This window comes from Aeromonas sp. 25-248 (assembly GCF_053005425.1).
Genome location: NZ_JBRKTB010000014.1, coordinates 34,370 through 48,473, shown reverse-complemented (window position 1 = coordinate 48,473; position 14,104 = coordinate 34,370). Strand labels below are relative to the sequence as shown.

Sequence of the window (14,104 nt, the reverse complement as noted above, 5' to 3'; positions counted from 1 at the left end):
ATCACATTATAGAGTTACCAACCATAGCCGCCTTAAAGATCGTCGTACATATTTTTTTGTTCGTACTTTCCCACATCCTTGCATAGCTGTAGCTCGCCCCTGTTTATGATTGCCCAAGCCCTCTGGCTTGCTCCAAAAATATAAATATAGAGGACCTTGCTTATGACAAAGATGTTACGGTCATATGTCGCCCTACTCTTCTCATTTTTATTACTGGGTTGTAATGGTAATAACAATGACTCATCCACTGTAATACCACCAGATATCTCCATATCCGGATTGCAGATCACCCCCGCCGTTTCCTCCCTGCCGGTTGGCTTGAGTGAACAACTCAAAGGGGAAGTCATTCTGTCCGATGGTCAGGTGCTGGATGTCACGACTGACGATGCCGTGAACTGGCGTTCCAGCGACCCGGCCGTTGCCACCATCAGCAGCAGTGGCACCGACAAAGGCAGGGTGACCGGCGTCTCCGCAGGAACCGTCACCATCACTGCCTCCGGTGAAGCCAATGGCCAATCCTTCAGCGCGACGGCCGAGGTGACCATCACCCATGCCGTTGTGGCCCAGCTACAGATCACCCCCGCCGTTTCTTCTCTGCCGGTTGACTTGAGTGAACAGCTCACAGGGGAAGTCATTCTGTCCGATGGCCAAGTGCTGGATGTCACCGCTGACGACCTTGTGAGCTGGCGCTCCAGCGACCCGGCCGTCGCCACCGTCAGCAGCAGTGGCACCGACAAAGGCAGGGTGACCGGCGTCTCCGCAGGAACCGTCACCATCACCGCCTCCGGTGAGGCCAATGGCCAGCACTTCAGCGCAACGGCCGAAGTGACCATCACCCATGCCGTCGTGACCCAGGTGCAGATCACCCCCGCCGTTACCTCTCTGCCCGTTGGCTTGAGTGAACAACTCACAGGGGAAGCCCTTCTTTCCGATGGTCAGGTGCAGGATGTCACCGCTGACGACGTGGTGAGCTGGCGCTCCAGCGACCCGGCCGTTGCCACCGTCAGCAACAGTGGCGCCGACAAAGGCAGGGTGACCGGTGTCTCCACAGGAACCGTCACCATCACTGCCTCCGGTGAGGCCAATGGCCAGCACTTCAGCGCCACCGCCGAGGTGACCATCACCCATGCCGTCGTGACCCAGGTACAGATCACCCCCGCCGCTTCCTCTCTGCCCGTGGGTTTGAGTGAACAACTCACAGGGGAAGCCCTTCTGTCCAATGGCCAGGTGCTGGATGTCACCGCTGACGACGTGGTGAGCTGGCACTCCAGCGACCCGGCCGTCGCCACCATCAGCAGCAGTGGCGTCGACAAAGGCAGGGTGACCGGCGTGTCCCCAGGGACTGTCACCATCACAGCTTCCGGTGAGGCCAATGGACAGCACTTCAGCGCGACTGCCAAAGTGACCATTACCAAGGCAGTTGTGGCGGAAGTACAAATCACCCCCACCGTCTCCACCCTGCCAGCAGGCTGGAGTGAACGGCTCACAGGGAAAGTCACTCTGTCCAATGGTCAGGTGCTGGATGTCACCGCTGACGACGCCGTGAGCTGGCACTCCAGCGATCCTGCCATCGCCACTATCCATAGCAGTGGTCCCGACAAAGGCATGGTGACCGGCGTGTCCGCAGGAACCGTCACCATCACAGCTTCCGGTGAGGCCAATGGCCAGCACTTTAGCGCGACGGCCGAGGTGACCATTACCAGTCTCGTCGTGACCCAGGTACAGATCACCCCCGCCGTTTCCTCCTTGCAGGTTGGCTTGAGTAAACAGCTCAAAGGGGAAGCCCTTCTGTACGATGGCCATCAGTCGATGCTGCTGCTGGATGTCACCGCTGACGATGCCGTAAGCTGGAGCTCCAGCAACCCGCTCGTTGCCATCATCTTCAACAGTGGTCCCAACAAAGGCCTGGTGGTCGGCATGTCCGCAGGGACTGTGACCATCACCGCCTCCGGTGAGGCCAACGGTCAGCACTTCAGCGCCACCGCCGAGGTGACCATCACCAACCTCGACGTGACCCAGGTACAGATCACCCCCGCGTTTTCCTCCCTGCCGGCTGGCTTGAGTGAACAGCTCAAAGGGGAAGTCATGCTCTCCAATGGCAAGGAACTCGATGTGACTGCGGATAACGCCGTGAGCTGGAGTTCCAGCAACCCGGCCGTTGCCACCATCAGCAACAGTGGCCCCGACAAAGGCAAGGTGACCGGCGTCTCCGCTGGAACCGTCACCATCACTGCCTCCGGTGAGGCCAATGGCCAATCCTTCAGTGCGACTGCCGAGGTGGAGGTTAAGCCCCCCCTGGCGTTTTTCACTACTCCTGACACGATTGGACGTAACTGGAACGATGCCGATGCCTATTGCAAAGGGCTGAACCCAGCGGCTCGCCTACCAACCAAACTCGAACTCCAAAACCTGTTTATTCAGAGCTCTTCTATAACGGAACTCGGTCAGCCCAGTGATGACATGTGTGATGTTCACGGGTGGCCCCTGCGAGGCCGATGTGGCGGTAGTACGAACCTCTACTGGGCCAACGATAAGGAATGGAAAGACTGGCGCTGGCGCACCAACATGAACAACGGTACCTCCTTCAACCAGGCCGACGATACCGAAAGCAACCACGTGGCCTGTGTTCGTGAGGATATTTAGCTTTTGTTGCTGGCGCGCAAGCGCCAGCTATATCCGTGCGCCAGGGCATCTGCAACACAACACCGTCCTGCGCCCCCAGTAAATAAACGTCTCGACAGTGAATAGATTACTGGCGGCCACTATCCGCCAACCAACACCAGGCAATTAACGCCGCTCTGATTGAAATCAGATGTTGTGAATGGGCTTATAAACACCCCCATCAAAAACATGATTCTCAGCCTGACTATCACGACGCAAATAAATTCATGCGAGCCCTTCAAGGCTTGCGCCAGAAATATAAACCTGGAGGACTTTACCTATGACAAAGATGTTACGGTCATATGTCGCCCTACTCTTCTCATTTTTATTACTGGGTTGTAATGGTAATAACAATGACTCATCCACTGTAATACCACCAGATATCTCCATATCCGGATTGCAGATCACCCCCGCCGTTTCCTCCCTGCCGGTTGGCTTGAGTGAACAACTCAAAGGGGAAGTCATTCTGTCCGATGGCCAGGTGCTGGATGTCACCGCTGACGATGCCGTGAGCTGGCGCTCCAGCGACCCGGCCGTTGCCACCGTCAGTAGCAGTGGCACCGACAAAGGCAGGGTGACCGGCGTCTCCGCAGGAACCGTCACCATCACTGCCTCCGGTGAAGCCAATGGCCAATCCTTCAGCGCGACGGCCGAGGTGACCATCACCCATGCCGTTGTGGCCCAACTACAGATCACCCCCGCCGTTTCCTCTCTGCCCGTTGGCTTGAGTGAACGGCTCACAGGGGAGGCCACTCTGTCTGATGGTCAGGTGCTGGATGTCACGACTGACGACGTGGTGAGCTGGCACTCCAGCGACCCGGCCGTTGCCACCGTCAGCAGCAGTGGCACCGACAAAGGCAGGGTGACCGGCGTCTCCGCAGGAACCGTCACCATCACCGCCTCCGGTGAGGCCAATGGCCAGCACTTCAGCGCAACGGCCGAAGTGACCATCACCCATGCCGTCGTGACCCAGGTGCAGATCACCCCCGCCGTTACCTCTCTGCCCGTTGGCTTGAGTGAACAACTCACAGGGGAAGCCCTTCTTTCCGATGGTCAGGTGCAGGATGTCACCGCTGACGACGTGGTGAGCTGGCGCTCCAGCGACCCGGCCGTTGCCACCGTCAGCAACAGTGGCGCCGACAAAGGCAGGGTGACCGGTGTCTCCGCAGGAACCGTCACCATCACCGCCTCCGGCAAGGCCAATGGCCAGTCCTTCAGCGCGACTGCCGAGGTGACCATCACCCATACCGTCGTGACCCAGGTACAGATCACCCCCGCCGTTTCCTCTCTGCCCGTGGGTTTGAGTGAACAACTCACAGGGGAAGCCCTTCTGTCCAATGGCCAGGTGCTGGATGTCACCGCTGACGACGTGGTGAGCTGGCACTCCAGCGACCCGGCCGTCGCCACCATCAGCAGCAGTGGCGCCGACAAAGGCAGGGTGACCGGCGTGTCCCCAGGGACTGTCACCATCACAGCTTCCGGTGAGGCCAATGGCCAGCACTTCAGCGCCACCGCAGAGGTGACCATCACCCATGCCGTCGTGACCCGGGTACAGATCACCCCCGCCGTCTCCAGCCTGCCGGCAGGCTGGAGTGAACGGCTCACAGGGAAAGTCACTCTGTCCAATGGTCAGGTGCTGGATGTCACCGCTGACGACGCCGTGAGCTGGCACTCCAGCGATCCTGCCATCGCCACTATCCATAGCAGTGGTCCCGACAAAGGCATGGTGACCGGCGTGTCCCCAGGGACTGTCACCATTACCGCCTCCGGTGAGGCCAATGGCCAGCCCTTTAGCGCGACGGCCGAGGTGACCATTACCAGTCTCGTCGTGACCCAGGTACAGATCACCCCCGCCGTTTCCTCCTTGCCGATTGGCTTGAGTAAACAGCTCAAAGGAGAAGCCCTTCTGTACGATGGTCATCAGTCGATGCTGCTGCTGGATGTCACCACTGACGATGCCGTGAGCTGGAGCTCCAGCAACCCGGCCGTTGCCACCATCAGCAGCAGTGGTCCCGACAAAGGCGTGGTGACCGGCGTATCGACGGGCACTGTCACCATCACCGCCTCCGGTGAGGCCAATGGTCAGCACTTTAGCGCCACCGCCGAGGTGACCATCACCCACGCCGTCTTGACCCAGGTTCTAATCACCCCCACCGTTTCCGCCCTGCCTGCAGGCTTGAGTGAACAACTCAAAGGAGAAGCCCTGTTCTCAGATGGCCAGGTATTCGACTTCACCACTGATATCGCCGTGAGTTGGAGTTCCAGCAACCCGGCCATCGCCACCATCAGCAGCAGTGGTCCAGACAAAGGCATGGTCACCGGCGTATCGGCGGGCAACGTCACCATCACCGCCTCCGGTGAGGTCAACGGCCAGCCCTTCAGCGCCACCGCCGAGGTGACCATTACCCATGCCGTCGTGACCCAGGTTCAAATCTCCTCCACCATTTCCACCCTGCCTGTAGGCTTGAGTGAACTGCTCAAAGGGGAAGCCATACTCTCTGATGGCAAGGTACTCGATGTTACTGCGGATAACGCTGTGAGCTGGAGTTCCAGCAACCAGGCTGTAGCCACCATCAGCAGCAGTGGCGCCGACAAAGGCATGGTGATCGGCGTGTCTGCCGGGACTGTTACCATTACCGCCTCCGGTGAGGTCAATGGCCAACATTTCAGCGCCACCGCAGAAATAGAAGTAGAAGAGGTGGCTCTTTTACCGTTTTTCACAACTCCTGACACCATCAAGCGTAATTTGCGGAATGCCGATGCCTATTGTAAAGGACTGAACCCCGCATATCGCCTGCCAACCATAAAAGAGCTGGAAAATCTATTTATTCAGAGCACTTCTGCTACGGCTACCGGTCAGCCCAATTCAGAGATGTGTAGTGTTCACGGGTGGCCCCTGGGCAATCCCCATCAGTGTGGTGGTACTACCAGCTACTACTGGACCTGGGCCCGCAATACAACGGGGATACTCAGTCACCACAGCAAACACATGGGTAGCGGCAACACCAACTACGCCAGCATCAACAGTGAATACAACGTAACTTGCGTTCGTAAGGACATTTAGCCTTTAACCTGTTGCTGGCGCGCAAGCGCCAGCTATATCCGTGCGCTAGGGCATCTGCAACACAACACCGTCCTGCGCCCCCAGTAAATAAACGTCTCGACAGTGAATAGATTACTGGCGGCCACTATCCGCCAACCAACACCAGGCAATTAACGCCGCTCTGATTGAAATCAGATGTTGTGAATGGGCTTATAAACACCCCCATCAAAAACATGATTCTCAGCCTGACTATCACGACGCAAATAAATTCATGCGAGCCCTTCAAGGCTTGCGCCAGAAATATAAACCTGGAGGACTTTACCTATGACAAAGATATTACGGTCATATGTCGCCCTGCTTTTTTCATTTTTATTATTGGGTTGTAGTGGTGGCTCAGAGGATTCCACCCCCGAGACCTCCCCATCGTTAGAACGGATCCATATTGTTGCCAGCCCGGTCAGCACTCGAGGAAGCAGTTCACTCATCCTGGCAAAAGGCAATACCCAGCCCTTTATTGCAACAGGTCATGATGACGATGGTTTGGTCAAGGGGCTGACCGATGAAGCAGACGGACATGCCGGTGACATGGCGTCATCCAGCCTATCCCACTCATATTCAACATAAGCGCTGCCTTCTACCTTCCCGCCGGTCGTCACAAAGGTCTGTCGTGCGGCTTTATTTGCCATGTCGGTCCCGGCCCACACCAGTCTGACGCCATCGCGCGTGCAGCAGGCAATCAGGGTATTGACCAACCCTTTTCCTATGCCACGCCCTCTTTTTTCATCCATCACCTCAATATCATAAAGATACGCCAGGTGCCCCCCAGTTCTTACGTCAGGGAAACGGTACGCACTGAGCAGCCCGACAGGCTCATCGTCATGCAAGGCAACCAGCAGATAACAACGCTCATCGGAAATAGCGGCGGCAATATCCTCCAGAGAGGCTTTTTCTGCCCCCTCACCTGTTTCAGCAAGCAATATGGATAATGCCTTGAACCAGATATTTTCGTCACCGCGCGTCAGTCTTCTTATTTCCATTGGATGACCTCATGCTGATGCCCGGCCTGATATGCATCATCGATATCAGGTGACAGGCATTTATTAAAAGAGGACTCCATCAATAACATACTGAATAATGTGCATGAATGATCGAACGCACACTTTTCGCGACCATGCATTCATCTTTACTCGCGGCAAATAACCAACATCATCGCCAGCACACGCCCTGTCCAGTCACGACCGCATGACAGAGGAGCCATCACATTCAGGCATCCTCCTTGACGGAGAGTGACCCCCTCGGGCAGCCCGGCGTGCACCGAAGACAACCAGGCGGGCATTGCCGCCCAAGGTCGGGTATGAGACAACGACAGCGCGGGAGACAGATCCTCTCGTTCAAATCTTGAAAGGAGTCATTCATGACCATGTGGACAGGTATCGTCCTGATCGTCTTTATCAGCGTGTCGTTCAGCTATCTCACCAAACGCGCCCGCTACCAGATGGGGGATGCCCACATTACCGACCGTCTCGGCAAGCAGGACATGATCATCAAGGAGTTGCAGGAGCGGGTCGCCAATCTGGAGGCCATCGTCATCGAGGAGGAGAAGCGCCGCCCGTTCAAGGAGCTCTGATCCGGCAAGCCGGGCGGCAAACCGGCCAGCCCCCGGGCTGCAAGGGTTTGCCGCCGCCCCCGCCCGTCCTCCGCCTGGCAAAAACGAAATTCACAGCAGGATCAATCCCCTGCCATTTTTCGGTTGAATGTTCGCCAAGCTGGCCCGATCCCTGCTCCGTCATGACATCAGTCGTACGGAGAGTGACATCATGATCGCCATCGGCACCCTGCTTCCCCTCGCCTCCCTTGCCCTCAAGCTGGGCAGCAAGCTGCTGGGCGACAGCACACCGCCCGCCCAGACCGAGCCCGCCGTGCAGGAACCGCACCTTGCCCCCACGGTGCAGAGCCTGTTCCAGCGCCTCGGCATCCAGGAGGCTGACAGCGAGCAGAACCGCCCCGCCATCAACCACTTCATGGGGGCGCTGATGCAGACCCTGGGTCAGGAATCCTCGGGCCAGCCCCTGCCCCAGGCCATCGATGCCGCCCGCACCCAGTTGGCAGACGGCACCCAGAGCACCCGCCTCGACGCGCTGCAGAGCGAGCTCGACACCCTCAAGGGCTCCCTCGGCAACAGCGACCTCAACCTCGATCAGCTGCTCTACGCCTTCAAGCAGACCCTGCCCCAGGGCCCGGGGGAAGGCGTCGGCAAGCTGCTCAATGCCAGCGCGTGAGCGGGAGTGGAACCATGAAAAACGGCAACCAGACGGTTGCCGTTTTTGTCGGGCCGGATCTCAAGGTGTCACGCTAGGGCTGTGAAGGAGGCGGGCTCAGCATGGCGCCGGCCAGCGCGGTCTGCCCGCGATCCTGCAAGGTATTGGCCGCTCCAAGGCGATCCGCCGCCTCTTTGTTCTGACCCAGCTTGAACTTGCCGACCAGCCGCTCAATCTCGATCTCTATGCCCACCACGGCCTTCACCATGGTCTCGAGATAGTCTCTCGGTGCATCCGCCATCTTCCAGGGGGTGGATTCTCCCGCCTCGTGGGTACGGGTCAGGGTCGCGAGCAGGCGACGCACGAAGCGGGCATCGTCCCTCACCCGGATACGGCCATGGGCGTGCACCACGCAGTAGTTCCAGGTGGGCACCTGCTTGTGATGCACCTGCTTGCCCGGATACCAGCTGGGGGAGATGTAGCCGTCGGCGGCGCGGAAGATCACCAGCACCTCGTCGCCCTCTTTCACCTCCTGCCAAAGCGGGTTGTTGCGGGCCACATGGGCCCGCAGCACACCGTGGGCCCCCTGCGCCCCATCGAACTCGAACGGCAGGTGGTTGGCATCCAGCCCCCCTTCACCACAGGTGATCAGGGCCCCCAGGGGGTTCGCCTGCATCAGCTGGTGCAGCGCCTCGGGGTCGGTAACGGCGAAATGGGGTGGCAGGTACATGGGAACTCCTTGATCCGGTTGACGCGTCCATACGCATTGCAGCGGGATCATGCCCTGCCCGGCGCGGGCCGTCACCCCGAATGTGCCCACTGAGCCAGTTCATTGCAGCAAATGGCCGCAATGCCACATCATCATCCACAAGCGAGATATAACACCCTATGTTCACGGTACGAATATCACTTTCACAGCCAAAGTGAATGGAAAAACAGCCTCAATGACAAAGATAATTCCGCTTTACCCCCCTCTCCCCTTCGCCAGATAGCCGATACGGTAGATCTCGCCCCCGCCAGGCAAGGGCGATGAGAGGGACGGGAGAAAATCCGCCTCCAGCCATTCCCATCGGGTGAGATCCCAGCCGCTCACCATGGTCTCGCCGTGCAGGTCGGCCAGCTGGTCGTGGGAAGCGACCTTGGTGCGCCGCAGCCTGGCCATGCAAGCCCCGTCGAGGGAGGCCGGATCCGGCGCCCGCAGCAGATGCCAGGTCTCGATGCGGGGCCAGCCGAAATGCCGGGTGAGCGCCGCGAATCCCTCGCTTGCCAGGAATCGGTGCATCGCCTCGGCGCTGTGCCACACATAGAAGGGGGCATAGCGGTTCTCCTGCCCCGGCAGGGCCCCATCGTCCTGACGGCTGTAGAGATAGGCCTTGAACAACAGACCGGGAAAGCCGTCCAGTCTGGCGCCATTGCTGGCGATCCGCTGCTCGATCAGCGCCATGTCGTAGTCTGCGGGCAGGGTGAATCGGTAGTGCATGGCGATCATGAGGCCACCTCCTGTCTGAACATCCGGCCCTGGCCGAAACTCCACGCCTCGGCATCGGTCTGCTGGATCACCACCATGAGGTTGTCGGGGTGGATCCCAAGCTCGGCCTCAAGGCGCTCGGCGAGACGTGCATAAAGCCGCTCCCTGGTCGCGGTGCTGCGCACCTTGCCCGCCAGGATCTGGAAGAGGATGAAACCCTGGTCCCGGCGGCCGGTCTGGTAGTGGGGGTCATAGATGAGCGCACTGGCAGGCAAGATCTCGAGGATCTGGAATTTATCCTTCGGCGGCACCTCGAACACCTCCACCAGGGTCTGGTGGTAGAGGGCGCTGAGTTGTTGCAGGTGTGCGTCGCTCATCCCCTCGCACAGGGTGATACGGGTCAGCGGCATGGGGTCACCTCCTCGCGGGGGGGCAGATAGCCCACGGCCGTCACTGCGGCGGGCAAACCGGCGTAGAAGGCAAGATGGGTGAACAGCTCTTCCAGCTCATCCCGGGACAGGCCGTTTTGCCGGGCGAATGCAATATGCCAGGGCAGTTGTTGCACCCGGCCCAGTGACGCCAGGATGGCCAGGGTGATCAGGCTGCGCTCGCGTGCCGAGAGGGTGGGGCGCTGCCAGATATCGCCAAACAGCGTCTCTTCCGCCAGTCGGGCGAGTCGGGGGGCAAGCTGCGCCAGGGTGGCGCGATCGGGAACATCGGGTGTCATGGCAATCTCCTTGGTGGATGAAGCCACTCTCCCTCACTGCTACAATTTAAAAAATCGAAATATTCAAGACCAATCATCCCGATTATAAGGATAGTTATGTCACCCCTTCCCCCCAGCCTGGATCTCGATGCCCTGCGCAGCTACGTGCTGGGGCTGGAGTGCGGCAGCTTTGCGCTGGCTGCGCAGCGGCTGTGCCGCTCCACCTCGGCGGTCAGTGCCCAGTTGAAAAAACTCGAACAGCAGTGCGGCACCGATCTGGTCATGAAGCAGGGACGTCACCTGGTGCCGACAGCCAGCGGTGAGCGCCTGCTGGGCTACGCCAAGCGGCTGCTGGCGCTCAATGACGAAGCCGTGCTCGCCCTCAAAGGGGAATTGCTGCAAGGGGAGATCCGGCTCGGGGTGCAGGAGGACTTCGGCGAATCTTTGCTCCCCGCCGTGCTGGGGTCCCTCTGTCGTCAGCACCCGGCCCTGCGCATGACGACCCGCATCGATCGCAACGGGGCCCTGGTGCAGGGGATCAGGGAGGGCACCCTCGATATGGCTCTCGCCTGGCAACCACAGGGAGAGCGGGAGGATCTTCCCCTCATCGAGGTGGTGCAACTGGCCTGGATTGCCCACCCCGAGTGGGACCTCGCCCCTTTGCTCGCGCGCGGGGAGCCCCTGCCCCTGGTGCTCTTCGATGCCCCCTGCCTGATGCGGGCGCGGGCCATCCGCGCCCTCGACGATGCCGGGATCCCCTGGCGGATCGCCTTCACCAGCCAGAGCCTGGGCGGGATCTGGGCCGCCGTGCAGGCCGGGCTAGGGATCACGGTGCGTTCCCCCATCGGCATGCCGGCCAGTCTCGCCCTCCTCGGCGGCGTGCTGCCCTCACCGGGTACCCTGGGGGTGGTGCTGCTCGCCGCCAGTCATGAAGCCGACGAGGCCAGATGCCAGTTGCAACGGCTGCTCACGGACGCCGTGCATCAGGCCAGCGCCGGACACAGGGGCTGAACAGCGCCTGGTCAACGCGCCTCACGGCGCCGAGGCGTGCCCATAAAAAAACGGCAACCCTGGGGTTGCCGTTCTGCCTTCTTGTTCCCATGGCGAGCCGCTTGGCTTAACCTGCCCGCTTGCTCAGCCAGGCCTCGGCGGCGGTGAGGGCTGCCTCTATCTGCTCGCGGGCGACGCCGCCTTTGGCGACCCGCTTGGCCAGGGTCGCTTCCAGCTCCAGGTTCGGGTAAACATCCTCCCCCACCACGGGGCTGAAGCGCTGGAACTCGGGGAGGGAGAGCTCTTCCAGGGGCTTTTTCACCTGGATCGCATAGACCACGGTCTCGCCGACGATATGGTGCGCCTCGCGGAACGGAATGCCCTTGGCCACCAGATAGTCCGCCAGCTCGGTGGCATTGGCGTAGCCGCCCTGGGCCGCCGCCTTGGTCCGCTCGCCATTGACCTTCAGATCGATCAGCACCAGGGCCGCCATGTCGAGGCAGTCGTGCCAGGTGTCGAGGGCGTCGAACAGCCCCTCTTTGTCTTCCTGCATGTCCTTGTTATAGGCCAGCGGCAACGCCTTGAGGCTCATCAGCATGCCCATCTGGGCGCCGACCACCCGGCCGGTCTTGCCACGAATGAGCTCCAGCGCGTCCGGGTTCTTCTTCTGGGGCATCAGGGACGAGCCGGAGGTGACGGCGTCAGACAGCTCGACAAAGCCCGCCTCGCCGGTGTTGTAGAAGATAAGGTCTTCGGCAAAGCGCGACAGGTGGGTCATGGAGAGGGACGCCACGTGCATCAGCTCCACCACGTGATCCCGATCGGACACCGAATCCAGGCTGTTGCGGGTAGCGCCGGCAAAGCCCATGTCGAGCGCCAGCGCTTCGCGGTCGATGGCGTAGGCGGTGCCCGCCAGGGCGCCGCAGCCGAGCGGGCTGGTGTCGAGGCGCTTGAGGGCATCCTGCAGCCGGGAATGGTCCCGCTCCAGCATCTCCACATAGGCCAGCGCCCAGTGGGCGTAGGTGACCGGTTGGGCCCGCTGCAGATGGGTGTAACCCGGCAGTACCGCGGCCTGATTGGCGCGGGCGGAGGTGACCAGCCCCTGTTGCAGGGCGGTAATGGAGGCGAGCAGCAGCTCGCCCTGGGCCTTGCACCAGAGTTTCAGGTCGGTGGCGACCTGATCGTTGCGCGAGCGGCCGGTGTGCAGCTTCTTGCCAAGGGCGCCGACGGCGTCGATGAGCTGGCTCTCGACCCAGGAGTGGATGTCTTCGGCGTCCGAGTTCAGGATCTGCTGGGGATCCTGCTGCACGGAGGCGAGCAGCACTTCCATCGCCTGCTGCAACTTGGCCTGCTCACCCTCGGTCAACACCCCCACCTTGACCAGCGCTTTGGCCCAGGCCATGGAGCCCTGAATATCCTGCTCCGCCAGCCGGTAATCGAACCGCAGCGAATCGTTGAACTGCTTGAACCGGCTATCGGCTCCCTGACTGAAGCGTCCACCCCAAAGTGCCATACTGCTCTCCTTGAATGCGTTGTCGGCGGCGCCTTGCGCCGTCGAACTTGAAATCTTGCCCTGTTTTTCTGCGAGCCTGTTATCTCACAGAAGCGGCCAGGGCGCAGCCGCTCTTGTCACACCCGATGAGGATGGCAAAGGGCCTCTCTGCCTGTAAAAGAGGGGGCCATGCCCCCTCGAATCAACGGGTGATAGCGCTTGCTTAGCCGTGGGTATGGTCGCCACCGATGGCTTGATGCTGCTCTTTCATGGCGCGGATCCGGCTCGCCAGGGTGTAGAGACGGATGAAGCCTTCGGCATGGCTCTGGTCGTACACTTCGTCGGCACCGAAGGTGGCGAAGTCTTCGGAGTAGAGGCTGTTCGGCGACTTCTTCTGCACCGCGGTGACCTGACCCTTGTACATCTTCAACACCACTTCACCGTCGAGCTCCTCGGCGATGGCGTTGGCGGAGGCGACAATGGCCTTGCACAGCGGGGTGAACCAGCGACCGTCATACACCAGGTGGGAGAACTCGGCACCCAGCTTTTCCCGCCAGGCGCGGGTCGGTCTGTCCAGTACCAGCTCTTCCACGGCGCGCAGTGCGGCAACCATCACGGTACCACCCGGGGTCTCGTAGCAGCCACGGGACTTCATGCCCACCATCCGGTTCTCGGTGATGTCGATCCGGCCCACGCCGTGCTTGCCGGCACGCTCGTTCAGGGTGGTCAGGATCTGGTGCGGGCTGAGCGGCTGATCGTCAACGGCGACCACTTCCCCCTTGGCCACGGTCAGCTTGACGTATTCCGGCTCGTTCGGGGCATCCTCTGCAGAGACGGTCCACTGCCAGACGGCTTCGGACGGCTCGTTCCAAGTGCTCTCCAACTCGCCACCCTCGGTGGAGATGTGCCAGGCGTTAGCATCACGGCTGTAGATCTTCTTCAGGGTCGCCTTGCAGGGGATGTTGCGGGCTTCCAGATAGGCCAGCAGATCTTCCCGGGAACGCATGTCCCACAACCGCCAGGGGGCGATCACTTTCAGCTGGGGCGCCAGAGCAGCCACCGCCCCTTCGAACCGAACCTGGTCGTTGCCCTTGCCGGTGCAACCGTGGGAGATGGCATCAGCCCCTTCTGCCAGGGCAGCCTCGACCATCGCCTTGGCGATCACCGGACGGGCCATGGAGGTGCCCAGCAGGTAGGTGCCTTCATAGACGGCGCCGGTCTTCAGGGTCGGGTAGACATACTCTTTGACGAACTCTTCCCGCAGATCCTTGACGATGCACTTGACCGCGCCGGAGGCGATGGCCTTCTGCTCGATCCCTTCCAGATCGTCACGCTCCTGGCCCACGTCGGCGACGAAGGCGATGATTTCAGCGTCATAGTGCTCCTTCAGCCAGGGAATGATGGCCGAGGTATCCAGTCCGCCCGAGTAAGCCAGTACGATCTTGTTGATTCCGCTCATTTACTTCTCTCCGTGATGATTCGATAA

Annotated in this window: 12 protein-coding genes; 5 read left to right on the top strand and 7 right to left on the bottom strand. The window is 60.5% G+C overall.

Features of this window, described 5'->3' with window-relative positions; translation table 11 throughout:
* Nucleotides 1-162 precede the first annotated feature (162 nt).
* Both ACVDHI_RS17095 and ACVDHI_RS17090 read left to right on the top strand, forming a co-directional pair.
* Nucleotides 163-2,643 (top strand): Ig-like domain-containing protein, encoded by a 2,481-nt coding sequence (locus ACVDHI_RS17095; RefSeq protein WP_447212320.1) that lies wholly within the window; start codon nt 163-165, stop codon nt 2,641-2,643.
* Between the two features lie 298 nt (nt 2,644-2,941).
* Nucleotides 2,942-5,725, top strand: coding sequence for an Ig-like domain-containing protein (locus tag ACVDHI_RS17090; protein ID WP_447212319.1), 2,784 nt, complete (start codon nt 2,942-2,944; stop codon nt 5,723-5,725).
* Between the two features lie 503 nt (nt 5,726-6,228).
* Here the strand turns inward: ACVDHI_RS17090 and ACVDHI_RS17085 are convergent.
* The gene (locus tag ACVDHI_RS17085; protein ID WP_323923749.1) at nt 6,229-6,741 is read right to left on the bottom strand and encodes a GNAT family N-acetyltransferase; all 513 of its coding nucleotides are present in this window, start codon (nt 6,739-6,741) and stop codon (nt 6,229-6,231) included.
* 377 nt (nt 6,742-7,118) lie between these two features.
* Here ACVDHI_RS17085 and ACVDHI_RS17080 point away from each other — a divergent pair, with 377 nt between their 5' ends.
* Nucleotides 7,119-7,331, top strand: a complete 213-nt coding sequence (locus ACVDHI_RS17080; RefSeq protein ID WP_447212318.1) for a hypothetical protein — start codon at nt 7,119-7,121, stop codon at nt 7,329-7,331.
* A 190-nt stretch (nt 7,332-7,521) separates the two neighbouring features.
* The gene (locus ACVDHI_RS17075; RefSeq protein WP_447212317.1) at nt 7,522-7,983 is read left to right on the top strand and encodes a hypothetical protein; all 462 of its coding nucleotides are present in this window, start codon (nt 7,522-7,524) and stop codon (nt 7,981-7,983) included.
* Between the two features lie 73 nt (nt 7,984-8,056).
* On the opposite strand, the gene ACVDHI_RS17070 is transcribed toward ACVDHI_RS17075, so the two are convergent.
* The 4 genes from ACVDHI_RS17070 to ACVDHI_RS17055 form a co-directional block, all read right to left on the bottom strand.
* Nucleotides 8,057-8,692, bottom strand: a complete 636-nt coding sequence (locus ACVDHI_RS17070; protein WP_447212316.1) for an FMN-binding negative transcriptional regulator — start codon at nt 8,690-8,692, stop codon at nt 8,057-8,059.
* A gap of 234 nt (nt 8,693-8,926) precedes the next feature.
* Entirely contained in the window at nt 8,927-9,451 is a 525-nt protein-coding gene (locus ACVDHI_RS17065) for a DUF4865 family protein (RefSeq protein ID WP_447212315.1), read from the bottom strand.
* Nucleotides 9,448-9,840 (bottom strand): tautomerase family protein, encoded by a 393-nt coding sequence (locus tag ACVDHI_RS17060; protein ID WP_010675683.1) that lies wholly within the window; start codon nt 9,838-9,840, stop codon nt 9,448-9,450. Before ACVDHI_RS17060 ends, ACVDHI_RS17065 begins: the two co-directional genes overlap by 4 nt.
* Complete coding sequence (locus ACVDHI_RS17055) at nt 9,831-10,157, bottom strand: carboxymuconolactone decarboxylase family protein (RefSeq protein ID WP_010675684.1); 327 nt, start codon at nt 10,155-10,157, stop codon at nt 9,831-9,833. The genes ACVDHI_RS17060 and ACVDHI_RS17055 overlap by 10 nt, the downstream gene beginning before the upstream one ends.
* A 96-nt stretch (nt 10,158-10,253) precedes the next feature.
* Between ACVDHI_RS17055 and ACVDHI_RS17050 the strand changes: the two genes are divergently transcribed.
* Nucleotides 10,254-11,147: a LysR substrate-binding domain-containing protein gene (locus tag ACVDHI_RS17050; protein WP_447212314.1), complete on the top strand. Its 894-nt coding sequence runs from the start codon at nt 10,254-10,256 to the stop codon at nt 11,145-11,147.
* 106 nt (nt 11,148-11,253) lie between these two features.
* On the opposite strand, the gene argH is transcribed toward ACVDHI_RS17050, so the two are convergent.
* Nucleotides 11,254-12,639, bottom strand: coding sequence for an argininosuccinate lyase (argH, locus tag ACVDHI_RS17045; protein WP_323919892.1), 1,386 nt, complete (start codon nt 12,637-12,639; stop codon nt 11,254-11,256).
* A 202-nt stretch (nt 12,640-12,841) separates the two neighbouring features.
* Entirely contained in the window at nt 12,842-14,077 is a 1,236-nt protein-coding gene (locus ACVDHI_RS17040) for an argininosuccinate synthase (protein WP_010675687.1), read from the bottom strand.
* Nucleotides 14,078-14,104 lie beyond the last annotated feature (27 nt).

Coding starts and splice junctions, on each gene's coding strand:
- ACVDHI_RS17095 (WP_447212320.1), top strand. CDS start 163: ATGACAAAGATGTTACGGTCATATGTCGCCCTACTCTTCTCATTTTTA.
- ACVDHI_RS17090 (WP_447212319.1), top strand. CDS start 2,942: ATGACAAAGATGTTACGGTCATATGTCGCCCTACTCTTCTCATTTTTA.
- ACVDHI_RS17085 (WP_323923749.1), bottom strand. CDS start 6,741: ATGGAAATAAGAAGACTGACGCGCGGTGACGAAAATATCTGGTTCAAG.
- ACVDHI_RS17080 (WP_447212318.1), top strand. CDS start 7,119: ATGACCATGTGGACAGGTATCGTCCTGATCGTCTTTATCAGCGTGTCG.
- ACVDHI_RS17075 (WP_447212317.1), top strand. CDS start 7,522: ATGATCGCCATCGGCACCCTGCTTCCCCTCGCCTCCCTTGCCCTCAAG.
- ACVDHI_RS17070 (WP_447212316.1), bottom strand. CDS start 8,692: ATGTACCTGCCACCCCATTTCGCCGTTACCGACCCCGAGGCGCTGCAC.
- ACVDHI_RS17065 (WP_447212315.1), bottom strand. CDS start 9,451: ATGATCGCCATGCACTACCGATTCACCCTGCCCGCAGACTACGACATG.
- ACVDHI_RS17060 (WP_010675683.1), bottom strand. CDS start 9,840: ATGCCGCTGACCCGTATCACCCTGTGCGAGGGGATGAGCGACGCACAC.
- ACVDHI_RS17055 (WP_010675684.1), bottom strand. CDS start 10,157: ATGACACCCGATGTTCCCGATCGCGCCACCCTGGCGCAGCTTGCCCCC.
- ACVDHI_RS17050 (WP_447212314.1), top strand. CDS start 10,254: ATGTCACCCCTTCCCCCCAGCCTGGATCTCGATGCCCTGCGCAGCTAC.
- argH (WP_323919892.1), bottom strand. CDS start 12,639: ATGGCACTTTGGGGTGGACGCTTCAGTCAGGGAGCCGATAGCCGGTTC.
- ACVDHI_RS17040 (WP_010675687.1), bottom strand. CDS start 14,077: ATGAGCGGAATCAACAAGATCGTACTGGCTTACTCGGGCGGACTGGAT.